The organism is Ornithinibacillus halotolerans (assembly GCF_014637405.1).
Lineage (GTDB): Bacteria > Bacillota > Bacilli > Bacillales > Amphibacillaceae > Ornithinibacillus > Ornithinibacillus halotolerans.
Genome location: NZ_BMEY01000008.1, coordinates 178,200 through 193,365, shown reverse-complemented (window position 1 = coordinate 193,365; position 15,166 = coordinate 178,200). Strand labels below are relative to the sequence as shown.

Below are 15,166 nucleotides of genomic sequence, written 5' to 3'. Positions count from 1 at the left end.
GACTTCCCATCACTTCGAGTGAGTAAGATCCCTTAGAGACTATGAGGTTGATAGGTCCGAGGTGGAAGCGTGGTGACACGTGGAGCTGACGGATACTAATAGATCGAGGACTTAACTAACTTATTTGTTTGTCGATTGTTTACTCTTATTTAGTTTTCAGGGTATAATATTCTTGAGTTTTTATAAACTAATGAATATAATATATCTTGTGATTAATTTATATTATGTCTGGTGATGAAGGCGAGAAGGTCACACCTGTTCCCATACCGAACACAGAAGTTAAGCTTCTCAGCGCCGATGGTAGTTAGGGCTTTGCCCTTGCAAGAGTAGGACGTTGCCAGGCATTTATAAATTTATTTAATACTTTTATATTATCGCGGGGTGGAGCAACGAGCAATCACATCCACCGAATCCGCTACGAGTAACCCCGAAGCATACACATCTTCGAATAAGCTAGTAGATGCAGGGGTCACTAACATGGTCATTGTACTAAATGCCGTGCATGATTTAACTTAATACTTTTTATTATCGCGGGGTGGAGCAGTCTGGTAGCTCGTCGGGCTCATAACCCGAAGGTCGTAGGTTCAAATCCTGCCCCCGCAACCAAAAACATTCAACTTACTTCGTCGAATAATCATCTCTGTTTGTTGAATATCAGTAGTACAGTAAGTAAAACCAAATTTTGGTCCGGTAGTTCAGTTGGTTAGAATGCCTGCCTGTCACGCAGGAGGTCGCGGGTTCGAGTCCCGTCCGGACCGCCATTAATCTTATAATACATAACACACATGATTTCTCCGGAGATCATGTTTTTTTGTTTTTTAGGAGTGTAAAATAGTAAGTCAACATACTTTTTGCTATTATGATTGTAGTGTAACTTGAAAGCATGGTGACTTACATGGATGAGTTTTCATTTATTGATGAAATAAAACAATCATACTATAGACAACCTTCTTTAATAAAAGGTATTGGTGATGATGGAGCAGTAACTCAGCCAAATGGACAGAATGTTGTTTTCGTTAAAGATATGTTTGTAGAAGGGATTCATTTTGCTGCACATACAATGTCGCCTTTCCACATTGGATATAAATCACTTGCCGCAAATATAAGTGATCTGGCTGCAATGGGAGCACAGCCAGCATTCTACCTAGTTGCTATAAGCATTCCAAAAGAATGGCCACTGAAAAAAATTGCGACAATCTTTCAAGGAATGAAGAGGTTGGCAAATAAATATCAAATGGATTTAATTGGTGGCGATACAGTTTCAGGAAGTGAATTAGTAATTTCTATTACAGCTATTGGTTATGCTGAGGATAATAAAGCAAGGTATAGAAGTGATGCGAGTGTAGGAGACATAGTATTTGTCACGGGAACTCTCGGAGATTCGCAGGCTGGATTACATATTTTAAATAACCCTGGAGCATATCTAGACGAGTCTTATTATTTAATGAGACATCAGATGCCGTCTCCTAGAGTAGAGTTTGCTTTAGAGTTAATTAGGTTGCCACGTCTTTCATTAAACGATATCAGTGATGGTATTGCGAGTGAAGTTCATGAGATTGCAGATGCATCTAAGGTGACCATCGTTATTCAAGAAAATAAAATACCTGTACATTTTAGTTATGGGCAGTTCGATACTAATAAACAGTTTAAATGGAAATTATTTGGTGGAGAGGATTTTGAATTAGTAGGTACAGTTCCAAAACAACATTGGAACTGTGTACAAGAGGCAGCGACATTGCACCAAATAAAGGTAAGTAAAATTGGTTATGTAGTAGAACAAGATTCAAGGAGTAACGTATTATTACAGTTGGAAAATGGTAAAAAGGTTTCATTGCAGAAAGATGGATATAACCATTTAAGTAGGTGACATTATGAATATGTATAAAGTAGAAACATCTTCAGAAAAAGAAACTATTGCATTAGCAGAGAAATTGGCAACATTACTTAAACCTGGTGATGTAATAACTTTAGAAGGTGATTTAGGTGCTGGAAAAACAACATTTACTAAAGGAATTGCTAAAGGTTTAGGAATTACTAGAACATTGAGTAGTCCAACATTTACAATAATAAAGGAATATGAAGGAAGAGTTCCACTCTACCATATGGACGTCTATAGATTGGAAGGAACAGAAGAGGATATTGGCCTTGAAGAGTATTTTCATGGTAATGGAATTTCTGTTGTTGAATGGGCTCAATTCATTGAGGATTTCTTACCGGAAAACAAATTAAATATTACGATTAAGTATAAAGATGAAATGTCTAGGGTTATTATATTTGAGCCGATTGGGGATTACTTTAATCAAGTTATCACAGAATTAATGCAATAGGGATGCTTTAATAGAAGGAGTTATATCGATGTACACACTTGCTATAGACACATCCAATCAAGTATTAGGTGTCGCAATACTAAAAGACAAAGAAGTAGTAGGGGAAATCGTAACTAATATTGTTAAGAATCATTCGGTAAGGTTAATGCCAGCGATTGATTATCTTATGAAGGAAGTTAATATTAAGCCGAGTGAATTAGATAAGATTGTCGTTGCGAAAGGACCTGGATCATATACAGGGGTTCGTATTGGACTAACGACTGCTAAAACATTAGCCTGGTCTTTAAATATACCAATTATCGGTGTTTCGAGTTTGGAAGGACTAGCTTATCGTGCTAGTTTTTCAAATAAAATAATTTGTCCATTTTTTGATGCAAGAAGAGGTTTAGTATATACAAGTTTATTCGTAACAAAAGAAAACAGGTTGGTTGGTATAAAAGAGGAACAGAATACACTTTTTGCGGATTGGTTAGAAAGATTAGCTACTTTAAATGAGGAGGTTATCTTCCTAAGCCCTGATATGGATAAACATATTGGACTTATCCGAGATAAGATGGGAGAGTTGGCAATAATACCAGATCAAGCATTGCATATTGCAAAACCAACGGATCTAGCCATCGCTGCCTCTTACAAGGAAGCCGAAGAAACACATTTATTAACTCCTAATTACCTACGCTTAGCTGAAGCTGAAGCAAACTGGCTAAAAACACAAAAGGATAAACAGAATGGCTGAATTAACAATTCGTAAAATGGAATTAGACGATATTCCACAAGTGATGTTTGTCGAACTAGCGTCTTTTACATCACCATGGACAGAAAAAGTATTTCATCAGGAATTAATGGATAATAACTATGCTCATTATTATATAATGGAGCTGGATAAGAAGATTATTGGTTATGTTGGTATGTGGGTTGTATATGAAGATTCTCAAATCACTAATATTGCCATTTTACCAGGTTACCGAGGGCAAAAATTAGGAGAAAAATTGTTTCGTTTTGCTATTCAAAAGGCAATGAGTTTAGGAGCAATGCGATTATCTTTAGAAGTTCGGGTAACAAATATCGTTGCTCAAAAAATGTATCGTAAATTTGGTCTTGTGCCAGGTGGAATAAGAAAAAACTATTATACAGATAATCAAGAAGATGCTGTTGTAATGTGGGTGAATTTAATATGAAAGAAACATACATACTTGGGATTGAAACAAGCTGTGATGAAACAGCAGTTGCAATCATTAAAAATGGAAAAGAGATTGTCTCTAATGTTGTTGCTTCTCAAATTGAGAGCCATAAACGTTTTGGAGGTGTTGTCCCAGAAATAGCTTCCAGACATCATGTAGAGCAAATTACTCTTGTCCTAGAAGAGGCATTTACAAATTCAAAATTAATCTGGGATGATATTGATGCGATTGCAGTAACAGAGGGACCTGGATTGGTTGGTGCACTTTTAATCGGTGTTAATGCAGCAAAAGCCCTTGCCTTTGCTAAAGATAAACCACTTGTTGGTGTACACCATATTGCAGGGCATATTTATGCTAATCGCTTAGAGAAAGAATTTGAGTTTCCATTACTAGCTTTAATTGTCTCAGGAGGCCATACAGAACTCGTTCTGATGCGAGAACATGGTAAGTATGAAGTAATCGGTGAAACACGAGATGATGCAGCTGGGGAAGCTTATGACAAGGTTGCAAGGATGCTAGAGCTTCCTTATCCAGGAGGACCACATATTGATCGACTAGCTCATGAGGGAGAAATTACGATAGACTTTCCTAGAGCATGGTTAGAAGAAGATAGTTATGATTTTAGTTTTAGTGGATTAAAATCTGCAGTTATTAACAAAATTCACAATGCAAAACAAAAAGGGGAAACACTAAAGCCAGAAGATATTGCAGCAAGTTTTCAAGCTAGTGTTATTGATGTACTAGCAACAAAAACATTAAAAGCAGCACGACAATATCAAGTAAAACAAGTAATTGTTGCAGGTGGAGTTGCAGCAAATAAAGGACTTCGTGCAGAATTAGAGTCTAAATTTGCGGACACAGATATTCCATTACTCATTCCTCCGTTATCACTATGTACTGATAATGCAGCAATGATTGCAGCTGCTGGTACGATTAATTTTGAACAAGGAAAACGATCTGACCTAACTTTAAATGCTAACCCTTCTTTAATATTAAGATAATATCCACATGTTATGTGGATATTTTTCTTAGTTGTACTAATAGCGCATATTACATTGTTGATAGAAATTGTGGGTAAATATAAATTAAAATGTGGATAATGTGAATAACTTTGTTGATAACCGCTATTATAAGGATAGTAATGTGGATAAATCTGGGGACATTAAACTGTGGATAAGTAACGTCCCCTCTTTTTACTATTCTTCTTGTAATTCTGTCCATTCTTCCATTAAGTGTTCAATTTCTTGTTTGATTTCATTTGTTTTAGTTGTGAATTCTAGTGCTTTTTCGTGATCTTCGTAAACTTCAGGTTCTGTCATCTTTTCTTCTAAATAAGCAAGTTCATCTTCTAATCGTTCGATGTCTTCTTCTAACTTTGCGATCTGTCTTTCGCGTTTTCGTTGTTCACTTTGTCGTCTTTTTTCTTCCTTGAAGTTTAACTTCTTTTCATTTACAGTAGTTTGTTGTTCTTTTACTTCTTCTAATCGCTGTAACTCTTCCTCTTCCTGTTTTTTCTCTAAGTAGTAATCGTAATCCCCAAGATATATTGTAGAACCATCCTGTTTCATTTCCACTACTTTGTCTGCAATTTTGTTTATAAAATAGCGATCGTGTGAAACGAATATAATCGTGCCAGGAAAGTCAATTAGTGCTGCTTCTAACACTTCTTTACTATCAATATCTAAGTGGTTCGTAGGCTCGTCCAATATTAAGAGGTTCGCTTTTTGCATTCTTAATTTGGCTAATGCTAGTCTTGCCTTTTCCCCACCACTTAGTGATTGAACAGGTTTTAGTACATCGTCCCCAGAGAAAAGAAAATTCCCTAAAACTGTACGGATATCCTTCTCATTGACATGAGGATATTCATCCCACAGTTCATTTAATACTGTCTTATGGGAAGTAAGATTAGCTTGTTCTTGATCATAATAACCTATTTGGACATTCGTCCCTAAATTAATTTCTCCAGAAGCTGGTTTGTGCCACCCTAGAATTGTTTTTAGTAGAGTAGTTTTTCCAACACCATTTGGTCCAACAAGGGCAATACTTTCTCCACGGGTCACATGAAGTGTAAAACCTTTGAAAATTTCTTCCTCTGCATCATCGTAACGGAAGGAAAGGTCTTGAATTTTTAACACATCATTTCCAGTTCGCTTCGTAATATCAAAAGTAATGGAAGCAGATGATTCATCACCCAACGGTCTTTCCATTCGATCCATTTTTTCTAACTGTTTCCGCCTACTTTGTGCGCGTTTGGTAGTAGAGGCACGAACAATATTTTTTTGTATAAATTCTTCAAGTTTTTTAATTTCAGTTTGTTGCTTTTCAAATTCCTTCATTTCTTGTTCAAAATTTAATGATTTTTGATGAAGAAATTCGCTATAAGAACCGTAATACTTTTTCGTGCGATGTCTAGAAACTTCGTAGACAATAGATACTGTTTTATCTAGGAAATATCGGTCATGTGAGACGATAACGACTGCGCCAGGATAACTCGCTAAGTACTTCTCAAGCCAGGATAATGTTTCAATATCTAAATGGTTAGTAGGTTCGTCTAGAATGAGTAGATTAGGTTTCTTTAGTAGTAGCTTTCCAAGGGCAAGTCGAGTCTTTTGTCCACCACTTAGTTCATTAATAGGTGTTTGATCATCAAAGTCTAGAAAATTCAAACCGGATAATACAGCTTTTATCTCTGATTCATAGCTATAACCACCGTTTGTTTGAAATTCCTGCTGCATTCGATCATAATCTGCTAGAATCTTCGTTTGCTCGTCTGGTTCTAAATGATGGACTTCTGCCATTTTTGCTTCCATATGGCGTAACTTCTTTTCTTGAAGTAGTAAATCTTGAAATACTTCCAACATTTCGTCCCAAATAGAGTTACTAGATTCTAGACCAGTGTGTTGGGATAAGTAGCCGAGGGTGAGATCTTTTGGCTTTATTATTTCTCCAGTATCGTAAGTCATTTCACCGGCCATAATCTTTAGTAATGTAGATTTTCCAGCACCATTACGCCCTACAATGGCAATTCTATCTTTATCTTTTATTTCTATTTTTATATTGGCTAAAATCTCTTCTGCACCAAATGATTTGGATACATCGTTTAATTGCATTATTATCATATATGTCACCTCTAGTAGTTTAAGTTTATCCAAATATATGCATTCGGGCAATATTATTGTGGATTTGTGAAAATAATCACGACTTCTACTACAAAATCTGATATTATAGAAATAGTTATTTAGTTCTAAACGTGTAAACGTTTTACTATAGACAAACTAGGATTTCAATTAAGGAGGAGATTGACTTGGATCAAAATAAAATTCCTCAAGCTACGGCTAAAAGACTCCCATTATATTATCGTTTTTTAAATAACTTACAATTACAAGGGAAAACACGAGTATCTTCAAAAGAACTTAGTGAAGCAGTAAAGGTAGATTCAGCTACGATACGCAGAGATTTTTCTTATTTTGGTGCCCTTGGAAAAAAAGGGTATGGGTATAATGTTGAATATTTATTAGGGTTCTTTAGAAAAACATTAGACCAAGATGAACTAACCGAAGTAGCTTTAATTGGGGTAGGGAATTTAGGTACGGCATTTTTGAATTATAATTTTACTAAGAATAATAATACAAAAATCATGATGGCTTTTGATGCTGATGAGAAAAAAGTGGGTACTGAAATTGGTGGTATCCCCATCTATCATATTGAAGAACTAGAAGATAAGCTAGGAAATGTGAAAGTGGCAATCCTAACCATCCCTGCAGCAGAAGCGGAACGGATTACAGACCGTTTAGTAGCAAAGGGAATTAAAGGTATTTTAAACTTTACTCCAGCTCGTATTACGGTGCCAGATGATGTACGTGTTCATCATATTGATTTAGCCATTGAGCTACAATCTTTAGTTTATTTTCTAAAGCATTATCCTTTAGAAAGTGATAAGCAGTAACTAACTTAAAAGCTTGGTCAATTTTTTTGACCAAGCTTTTTATTATTAATTTAATTAATATATTAGCTCTTTTTAATTTTCTTTAACTGATAGTGTAAACGCATATAGCGAATACCCGCACCAAAGTCTAATGTAGCAACTAGTGCAAATAGAATCGTTATAAAATTCCAGATCGTTTCTTCTGCACTTTGAATGGCAACGTATATAAATAAACATCCCATGGCAAAATAGATGATAGCCATAGTTTTAGGTGAAACTCTCATAATATATTAACCTCCAATTAATATCATTTGCACTTGATTTAGCCTCTCTTGCATTTTTTCTAATTCTTCCGGTGGTAGATAAAGATTTACAAAAACCGAAATAGAATTTAATAGCATATGCACAATGATTGGAACAATGATTTTTTTCGTTTTTACATAAAGATAGGCAAACACAAATCCCATTGATGTATAAATTAACATGTGTTCTACTTCACCATGGATAATCCCAAAGACTAACGCTGAAAGTAATGCAGCGATAAAAAAGTTTGTTCTTTTATATAGAGACCCAAATACAATCTTCCTAAAAACAACTTCTTCCAATATCGGGGCGATGATAGCTGGAATAATTGCAAATAATGGAATGGACCGTGTTAATGCAATAATTCCTTGTGTATTTTCTGAACCAAGATCAATACCAAGAATTTCTGTTTCTATTAATACTGCAAATGCTTGGGCAAGGTAAGCCATAAAAACCCCTAAAATAGACCAGCCAATAACCTCACTAGTAAAAAGATTATTGCGCGTTTGAGATTGTGTCATGTCAGGTTTCATTAAAATTAACACAATAATCAGTGCTAATATAAAGCTAAATATAGAATAGTAAATGGACGCCTCAACTATATATTCCGGTATGATGGAATGAAATAGAAGGATAAATACTCCTCCAGATAATTGCATCAGAATATATGTAATAATGACCCACCAATAGCGTTTAGGCAATGATTTCAGCTCCTTAAAGTCGACAATAATTATAACAAAGAGAAATAAACGATTCTTGTGTATTTTATCATATTCATGCAGTACTTAATAATAGAATAACCGTGGACAAGAAAAAAAATAAAATTATCCAACTCTAATACTTGCAAATTAAAACAAAATTATTTATTATATTAATTGGAATTAGCACTCGAGAGGTTAGAGTGCTAACAAATACATTTGATAAGAATTAAGGAGGTTTTTTCATGATTAAACCACTAGGAGATCGTGTAGTAATCGAGCTTGTTGAACAAGAGGAAAAAACTGCAAGCGGTATCGTGCTTCCAGACTCTGCAAAGGAAAAGCCACAAGAAGGACGCGTTGTAGCCGTTGGTTCTGGCCGTGTAACGGACAGCGGAGAAAGAGTTGCACTAGAAGTTCAAGAAGGAGATCGTATCATCTTCTCAAAATTTGCTGGAACTGAAGTGAAGTATGATGGAACTGAATACTTAATTCTACGTGAAAGTGATATTTTAGCTGTTGTAAATTAATTAATTCTTTTTAGATAAACAAAAATACAAGGAGGGCATTTCAAATGGCTAAAGAAATTAAATTTAGTGAAGACGCACGTAGCGCAATGCTTCGTGGAGTAGATACATTAGCGAATGCTGTAAAAGTAACATTAGGTCCAAAAGGGCGTAACGTTGTTTTAGATAAAAAATTTGGTTCACCTCTAATTACAAATGATGGTGTTACAATTGCAAAAGAAATTGAATTAGAAGATGCTTTTGAAAACATGGGTGCTAAGCTTGTATCAGAAGTAGCATCTAAAACAAATGATGTTGCAGGGGACGGTACAACAACTGCTACTGTTCTAGCACAAGCAATGATTCGCGAAGGTCTTAAGAACGTAACTTCAGGAGCAAATCCAGTTGGAATCCGTCGTGGAATTGAAAAAGCTGTTGTAACTGCTGTTGAACAATTAAAAACAATTTCTGAACCAATTGAATCTAAATCAGAAATTGCACAAGTTGCTGCTATTTCATCTGCTGATGAAGAAGTTGGTCAACTAATTGCTGAAGCAATGGAACGTGTTGGTAACGACGGTGTTATCACTATTGAAGAGTCTAAAGGATTCTCAACTGAACTTGAAGTAGTTGAAGGTATGCAGTTTGACCGTGGATATGCTTCTCCATATATGGTAACTGACCAAGATAAGATGGAAGCTGTTCTTGATAATCCTTATATCTTAATTACTGATAAGAAAATCTCTAATATTCAAGAAATCTTACCTGTACTTGAACAAGTTGTACAACAAGGTAAATCACTATTACTTATTGCTGAAGATGTTGAAGGTGAAGCACTTGCTACACTAGTATTAAACAAATTACGAGGTTCATTCAATGCAGTAGCTGTTAAAGCTCCAGGATTTGGTGACCGTCGTAAAGCAATGCTAGAAGATATTGCTGTTTTAACTGGTGGTCAAGTAATTACAGAAGATCTAGGCTTAGAGCTTAAGAGTGCAACTGTTGAACAACTAGGTACAGCTTCTAAAGTTGTTGTAACAAAAGAAAACACAACAATTGTTGAAGGTGCTGGTAACCCAGAAGATATTTCAGCTCGTGTATCTCAAATTCGTGCACAAGCAGAAGAAACTACTTCTGAATTCGATAAAGAAAAATTACAAGAGCGCCTAGCTAAACTAGCTGGTGGTGTTGCAGTAGTTAAAGTTGGTGCAGCTACTGAAACAGAACTAAAAGAACGTAAACTACGTATTGAAGACGCATTGAACTCTACTCGTGCTGCTGTAGAAGAAGGTATCGTATCTGGTGGTGGTACTGCACTAGTTAACGTTTACTCTAAAGTTGCTGAACTACAACTTGAAGGAGACGAAGCTACTGGTGCAAAAATCGTACTTCGTGCATTAGAAGAGCCTGTTCGTCAAATCGCTGAAAATGCTGGTCTAGAAGGATCTGTAGTAGTAGAGCGTCTAAAAGGTGAATCGGTTGGTGTTGGATTCAACGCTGCAACTGGTGAGTGGGTAAATATGGTTGAAGCTGGTATTGTTGACCCAACTAAAGTTACTCGTTCTGCACTTCAAAACGCTGCATCTGTAGCGGCTATGTTCCTAACTACGGAAGCGGTAGTTGCAGACATTCCTGAAGAAAACCCAGGTGGCGGCGGAATGCCTGATATGGGTGGAATGGGCGGCATGATGTAAGGTTTTTCAACCTAACATCTGTGAACCAGTCCTAGAATTGATTTTTAACTAAAGAAAAGACTACTTCCTAAAATAACTAGGAGGTAGTCTTTTTTTGTTTTTAAAATTTGCTTTTCAAGACTTTATTAATGACAGACGATTTTAAAGAAGTTGTTTTTACTAGAAGAACTGTATCTGTAGTTATAAACGGGGCCTTTACCAAACACAATGAATAGATTCGAGTACTGATAAAATGTCGAGGTGAAAATTAAATTACATGAAATATGTAGTTAACGATAGTTAACATAGAGAAAGACTGATATAATTGACTCTTGCTCAAAAACGAACAAAGTCTGTGCCAAGAATGGACTTTTTTATCAGGTTGTGGGAAGAATGGTGAATCAGCCCACTTTTGTAAGACCACTATTCGCACATTGAATCCGCCGTTTTTCGTTTACTTGAGTTAATCAATATTTATATAAAAATACATCTAAAGGGAGTTTACATCATGAGTAATTATAACGCAGTATTAGCTAGAAATACGGAAAATGCTCCAAACGGGAACGGTACATATTCACAATCAGTAGCTTTCTCTCATTACAATAATCTTTCAGCTCAATTGCCTATTGATCCAAAAACAGGTAAGTTGGTAGCTGGTGGTATTAGAGAGCAAGCTGAACAGTGCTTTAATAATATCAAGTCAATTGTAGACAGCATCAATCATGTTATGAGCGATATTGTTAGAATCACAGTATTCGTTAAAGATATCAAAGACGTAGACGCTGTAGATGAAGTTTATAAAACATACTTTCCAACTTATGTTCCTGCACGTACAACAGTTGCAGTTGCTGCTTTGCCAATGGATGCGAAGGTGCAAATTGAAGCACTTCTTTCACACGGTGAAGGTACAATTCCAAACGCACCACAAGCAGGCGACCTTATCAAGCTAACGAATAATACAACAAATGCACCTACTAGTTCTTTATCTACACAAACAGTAGCTTTCTCTCATTATAATTATCTTACAGCTCAATTGCCTATTGATCCAAAAACTGGCAGATTGGTAGCTGGCGGTGTAAAAGAGCAAGCTAAACAGAGCTTGAAAAATATTAAGGCAATTTTAGAAAGTATTGACGTTCCTATGGATGATATTGTTAAAATGACGATCTTCGTTAAAAATCTTTCTGATATTGAAGCGGTAAACGAGGTTTATTCAACATTTTTCCCAGACTCAGCTATCGCAAGAGCAGTAGCATATGTCCCTGCTCGTACAGTAGTTGAAGCTTCAGCTTTACCTATGAATGCTCTAGTTCAGATGGAAGCAGTAGTTTCACACGGAGATGGTACACCTCCACAAGAAATTGAAGACAGACATGGTATAGTGATTTGGGCAAAAAATACTGAAAATGCACCAAAGAATGCACTATCTACACAAACTGTAGCTTTTTCTCACTACAATCACCTTACAGCTCAATTACCATTGGATCCAAAAACTGGCAAATTAGTAGCTGGTGGTGTGAAAGAGCAAGCTGAACAGAGCTTGAAAAATATTAAAGCAATTGTTGAAAGTATTGGCCATGTTATGGACGATGTGGTTAAAGTTAATATCTTCCTTAAAGAAATGGCGGATATGAATGCTGTAGACGAAGTTTATAAAACATACTTCCCAGGCGGTGTACCAGCTCGAAGAACAGTTGGCGTATCAGCTTTACCTGAAGATGCTTTAATCCAAATCGATGTTGTTGTATCGAATGCTGAAGGAACACCTCCAAAAGCATAGCATTGTTTGCAAATCCAAGAATTATCAAAGTTACTTGTTAATGGCGAAGTGAAATCACATATCCTATTCGTAAAGAGGGGCTATCTCAAATTAATATTGAGCTAGTCCCTTTTATAAATATATTCAACTGTATTTGATAATAATGCTATATTATATTGACGATTGAAATTAAACTTGTTATTATTCTCCTAATGTTTTCCAAAAAAAGATATACGTTATATTATTTAGAATCCGACTTGAAAGTTTATACCAGCTACCAATAAGTAGCTTGTATATAAGGATGGAAAATAAACGAGATTCCTTCTTTATAGATAAAACTTTGACTTAACTGTGGTCAAAGTTTTTTTTGTATCAAGGGGATAATAAAGTGTATTGGCTATAAAACTAAACTTGGAATCATTCCCGTTCATTTTTAATTTAGCAGAAGAGGAGATTACAACATGAGAAACTTTTTTAAATTTACAGAACGGAATACTTCCTTTAAGCAGGAAACACTTGCAGGTCTGACTACCTTCTTATCTGTAGCATATATATTAGTCGTAAATCCACTTATCCTGAGCCAAGCAGGAATGGATAGTGGGGCAGTATTTACTGCAACAGCTCTTACTGCTATCATCGGTACATTACTTATTGGTTTGCTTGCGAACTTCCCAATAGCAATTGCACCAAGTATGGGATTGAATTCATTTTTCGCTTTTTCTGTCTGTATAGGGATGGGGATAGAGTGGCAAGTTACTTTAACCGGTGTTTTTATTGCAGGAATTATTTTTATGTTATTAAGTTTATTGAAAATCCGAGAGAAGATTATAAATATCATTCCACTAGATTTAAAACATGCAATAGCTTCTGGAATTGGGTTTTTTATCACATTCATTGGATTAAAGAATGGTGGGATTATTATTTCCAATCCAGATACATTCGTTTCTATTGGAAATTTAACTTCACCTACGACCTTACTAGCTGTTTTTGGCCTTGTTATTACGATTGTTATGTTAGTGCGAGGAATAAATGGGGCAATTTTCTATGGAATGTTAATTACAACGATCGTTGGAATGATTATCGGATTAATTAATATTCCTTCAACCATCGTTGGAAGTATACCGAGTCTTGAACCAACACTTGGTGTCGTGTTTTCCCATTTGGATGGAATTTTTACTCCAGAACTATTGGCCGTTATCTTCACTTTTTTAATTGTTGCCTTTTTTGATACGGCTGGTGCATTAATTGCACTGGCCAGTCAAGCGGGGATGATGAAAGGTAATGCTATTCCAAATATAGGACGAGCGTTACTTGCTGATTCTTCTGCTGGTGCAATTGGAGCAATCCTTGGTACATCCACACCTGCGACAAGTGTTGAATCTTCCGCTGGTATTGCTGTTGGAGGAAGAACAGGCTTTACGTCTGTCATTATTGCTTCTTGTTTCGCAATTGCTTTGTTCTTTTCACCAATTCTTGCCGTTATAACATTAGAAGTAACCGCACCTGCATTAATTATTGTTGGGGCATTAATGGTAAAGGCAGTAAGTAACATAGATTGGAGTAAGTTAGAGATTGTAATTCCATCTTTTTTAACGATTATCATGATGCCGCTCACTTCAAGTGTAGCAATAGGAATTGCATTCGGTTTTGTTCTTTATCCACTCTGTTTAGTAGTACAAAAGCGTTTTAAGGAAATTCATCCAATCATGTATGTGCTATGTTTGTTATTCATTCTGTACTTTGCTTTTATAGTTTAGTTTTAGGAGAGAGAATTGAGAAGACTATGGGAATAATTTGCGGGTATAAATATACAGGCCTATAAGACAAAAAGAGGGTACCAAAGTAACGGTATCCTCTTTTCGTGTTTATTTTGTTGGCAAGTCCTCTATACTATCAATATCCATATATGCTGGTACAACAAATCCTTGTTGTGCTCCTTCTAAACTAGGACCCAAGTCAACGATTTTATCCTTATACTGCTCAGCATAGGAAGCTGCACCAACAGGAAGCCATGCAATTAACATACCATCAACTTCTCCTTGTGAAAGAGATTGGAATGCAATCCCCATATCAAGCGGTGTCAATGTAACTTCGTAGCCTAATTCTTCAAGAACAAGGGCAACAACATTCGTAGAAGAAAGTTCAGTGTCCCAATTTACGTAGGCAAGCTCTACAGTCTCGCCATTTACTTGCTCAATGCCTTCTATCCAGGGCTCCACTTTATCTCGGTTGTCTGCTATCCATTCTTTTGCTGCATCCCGAGGTTCTACTTCATCGTTTTGACCAAATTTAGCCATTACGGCATTCATGTCTTCTACTTCCCAGTAGAAGTTGTCTAACAGCTGATAAGCTGATGGTTTTTCATCTTTAAGTCCATGTCTAACCATCGTATGAATGTTTTCTGATGCACCTAGGGTTTCTTTAGGATCCTCAAGGAATTTTAAATCATATTCACTGAACATCCAATGTGGTTGCCAAAGTGTTACCACAATTGGTTCTTCGTTCTCTAAAGCATTTTTTAACTCTGTAAGCATTGCTGGTTCAGAGCTCGGTGTTAGTTCAACATCTAAGTTGTATGCATCAACTGTTTCTTGGGCAATTTTCATTGTTCCAGATCCTGGTTCAATCCCGACAATCTTATTAATCTCTATTTCCGAATTTTGGTCGTTGTTTTTTTCATCACTACTAGTAGACTGACAACTTGCTAATAGTAACAACAGCCCTATACTGAAAAGTAGGATGCTTACCTTTGATTGTAATCTCATTCTTTTCGTAAACCCCTTTACATGATATAACA

At 36.0% G+C, this 15,166-nt stretch carries 14 protein-coding genes, 2 tRNA genes and 2 rRNA genes; 14 read left to right on the top strand and 4 right to left on the bottom strand.

What is annotated here, in order from left to right; all coding sequences use genetic code 11:
* The 9 genes from IEV35_RS10015 to tsaD all read left to right on the top strand — a co-directional run.
* Positions 1–119: ribosomal RNA gene (locus IEV35_RS10015) — 23S ribosomal RNA — on the top strand; the annotation flags it as partial.
* Between the two features lie 108 nt (positions 120–227).
* Positions 228–343, top strand: a 5S ribosomal RNA gene (gene rrf, locus IEV35_RS10010).
* 186 nt (positions 344–529) lie between these two features.
* Positions 530–606: transfer RNA gene (locus IEV35_RS10005), tRNA-Met, on the top strand.
* Between the two features lie 78 nt (positions 607–684).
* Positions 685–761: transfer RNA gene (locus tag IEV35_RS10000), tRNA-Asp, on the top strand.
* A gap of 134 nt (positions 762–895) precedes the next feature.
* Positions 896–1,867 carry a thiamine-phosphate kinase gene (gene thiL, locus IEV35_RS09995; protein WP_188384510.1) on the top strand — a complete coding sequence of 324 codons (972 nt, stop codon included), beginning with the start codon at positions 896–898 and terminating at the stop codon, positions 1,865–1,867.
* 4 nt (positions 1,868–1,871) lie between these two features.
* Complete coding sequence (gene tsaE, locus IEV35_RS09990; RefSeq protein WP_188384509.1) at positions 1,872–2,327, top strand: tRNA (adenosine(37)-N6)-threonylcarbamoyltransferase complex ATPase subunit type 1 TsaE; 456 nt, start codon at positions 1,872–1,874, stop codon at positions 2,325–2,327.
* A 28-nt stretch (positions 2,328–2,355) separates the two neighbouring features.
* Complete coding sequence (gene tsaB / locus IEV35_RS09985; protein WP_188384508.1) at positions 2,356–3,060, top strand: tRNA (adenosine(37)-N6)-threonylcarbamoyltransferase complex dimerization subunit type 1 TsaB; 705 nt, start codon at positions 2,356–2,358, stop codon at positions 3,058–3,060.
* Positions 3,053–3,502, top strand: coding sequence for a ribosomal protein S18-alanine N-acetyltransferase (rimI, locus tag IEV35_RS09980; RefSeq protein WP_188384507.1), 450 nt, complete (start codon positions 3,053–3,055; stop codon positions 3,500–3,502). Before tsaB ends, rimI begins: the two co-directional genes overlap by 8 nt.
* Positions 3,499–4,506, top strand: coding sequence for a tRNA (adenosine(37)-N6)-threonylcarbamoyltransferase complex transferase subunit TsaD (tsaD, locus tag IEV35_RS09975; protein WP_188384506.1), 1,008 nt, complete (start codon positions 3,499–3,501; stop codon positions 4,504–4,506). Before rimI ends, tsaD begins: the two co-directional genes overlap by 4 nt.
* Before the next feature lie 195 nt (positions 4,507–4,701).
* On the opposite strand, the gene IEV35_RS09970 is transcribed toward tsaD, so the two are convergent.
* Positions 4,702–6,624 (bottom strand): ABC-F family ATP-binding cassette domain-containing protein, encoded by a 1,923-nt coding sequence (locus IEV35_RS09970; RefSeq protein ID WP_188384505.1) that lies wholly within the window; start codon positions 6,622–6,624, stop codon positions 4,702–4,704.
* Between the two features lie 185 nt (positions 6,625–6,809).
* Between IEV35_RS09970 and IEV35_RS09965 the strand changes: the two genes are divergently transcribed.
* Positions 6,810–7,451, top strand: a complete 642-nt coding sequence (locus tag IEV35_RS09965) for a redox-sensing transcriptional repressor Rex (RefSeq protein ID WP_373284728.1) — start codon at positions 6,810–6,812, stop codon at positions 7,449–7,451.
* A gap of 62 nt (positions 7,452–7,513) precedes the next feature.
* On the opposite strand, the gene IEV35_RS09960 is transcribed toward IEV35_RS09965, so the two are convergent.
* Both IEV35_RS09960 and IEV35_RS09955 read right to left on the bottom strand, forming a co-directional pair.
* A complete protein-coding gene (locus IEV35_RS09960) occupies positions 7,514–7,714 on the bottom strand; it encodes a YdiK family protein (RefSeq protein ID WP_188384504.1) in 201 nt (66 codons plus the stop codon).
* Positions 7,715–7,720: 6 nt separating this feature from the next.
* Positions 7,721–8,434 (bottom strand): CPBP family intramembrane glutamic endopeptidase, encoded by a 714-nt coding sequence (locus tag IEV35_RS09955; RefSeq protein WP_188384503.1) that lies wholly within the window; start codon positions 8,432–8,434, stop codon positions 7,721–7,723.
* A 242-nt stretch (positions 8,435–8,676) separates the two neighbouring features.
* Here IEV35_RS09955 and groES point away from each other — a divergent pair, with 242 nt between their 5' ends.
* From groES to IEV35_RS09935, 4 genes are all read left to right on the top strand, one after another.
* Positions 8,677–8,961, top strand: a complete 285-nt coding sequence (gene groES, locus IEV35_RS09950; RefSeq protein WP_188384502.1) for a co-chaperone GroES — start codon at positions 8,677–8,679, stop codon at positions 8,959–8,961.
* A gap of 44 nt (positions 8,962–9,005) precedes the next feature.
* Positions 9,006–10,631, top strand: coding sequence for a chaperonin GroEL (gene groL / locus IEV35_RS09945; protein ID WP_188384501.1), 1,626 nt, complete (start codon positions 9,006–9,008; stop codon positions 10,629–10,631).
* A gap of 487 nt (positions 10,632–11,118) precedes the next feature.
* Positions 11,119–12,390: a RidA family protein gene (locus IEV35_RS09940; RefSeq protein WP_188384500.1), complete on the top strand. Its 1,272-nt coding sequence runs from the start codon at positions 11,119–11,121 to the stop codon at positions 12,388–12,390.
* Positions 12,391–12,830: 440 nt separating this feature from the next.
* Entirely contained in the window at positions 12,831–14,126 is a 1,296-nt protein-coding gene (locus tag IEV35_RS09935) for an NCS2 family permease (protein ID WP_188384499.1), read from the top strand.
* A gap of 108 nt (positions 14,127–14,234) precedes the next feature.
* Here IEV35_RS09935 and IEV35_RS09930 read toward each other — a convergent pair whose 3' ends face one another.
* Positions 14,235–15,134, bottom strand: coding sequence for a glycine betaine ABC transporter substrate-binding protein (locus tag IEV35_RS09930; protein ID WP_188384498.1), 900 nt, complete (start codon positions 15,132–15,134; stop codon positions 14,235–14,237).
* Positions 15,135–15,166: the final 32 nt, after the last annotated feature.

Bases quoted from the DNA above. Each gene is read 5' to 3' on its own strand.
- thiL (WP_188384510.1), top strand. From the start codon at position 896: ATGGATGAGTTTTCATTTATTGATGAAATAAAACAATCATACTATAGA.
- tsaE (WP_188384509.1), top strand. From the start codon at position 1,872: ATGAATATGTATAAAGTAGAAACATCTTCAGAAAAAGAAACTATTGCA.
- tsaB (WP_188384508.1), top strand. From the start codon at position 2,356: ATGTACACACTTGCTATAGACACATCCAATCAAGTATTAGGTGTCGCA.
- rimI (WP_188384507.1), top strand. From the start codon at position 3,053: ATGGCTGAATTAACAATTCGTAAAATGGAATTAGACGATATTCCACAA.
- tsaD (WP_188384506.1), top strand. From the start codon at position 3,499: ATGAAAGAAACATACATACTTGGGATTGAAACAAGCTGTGATGAAACA.
- IEV35_RS09970 (WP_188384505.1), bottom strand. From the start codon at position 6,624: ATGATAATAATGCAATTAAACGATGTATCCAAATCATTTGGTGCAGAA.
- IEV35_RS09960 (WP_188384504.1), bottom strand. From the start codon at position 7,714: ATGAGAGTTTCACCTAAAACTATGGCTATCATCTATTTTGCCATGGGA.
- groES (WP_188384502.1), top strand. From the start codon at position 8,677: ATGATTAAACCACTAGGAGATCGTGTAGTAATCGAGCTTGTTGAACAA.
- groL (WP_188384501.1), top strand. From the start codon at position 9,006: ATGGCTAAAGAAATTAAATTTAGTGAAGACGCACGTAGCGCAATGCTT.
- IEV35_RS09940 (WP_188384500.1), top strand. From the start codon at position 11,119: ATGAGTAATTATAACGCAGTATTAGCTAGAAATACGGAAAATGCTCCA.
- IEV35_RS09935 (WP_188384499.1), top strand. From the start codon at position 12,831: ATGAGAAACTTTTTTAAATTTACAGAACGGAATACTTCCTTTAAGCAG.
- IEV35_RS09930 (WP_188384498.1), bottom strand. From the start codon at position 15,134: ATGAGATTACAATCAAAGGTAAGCATCCTACTTTTCAGTATAGGGCTG.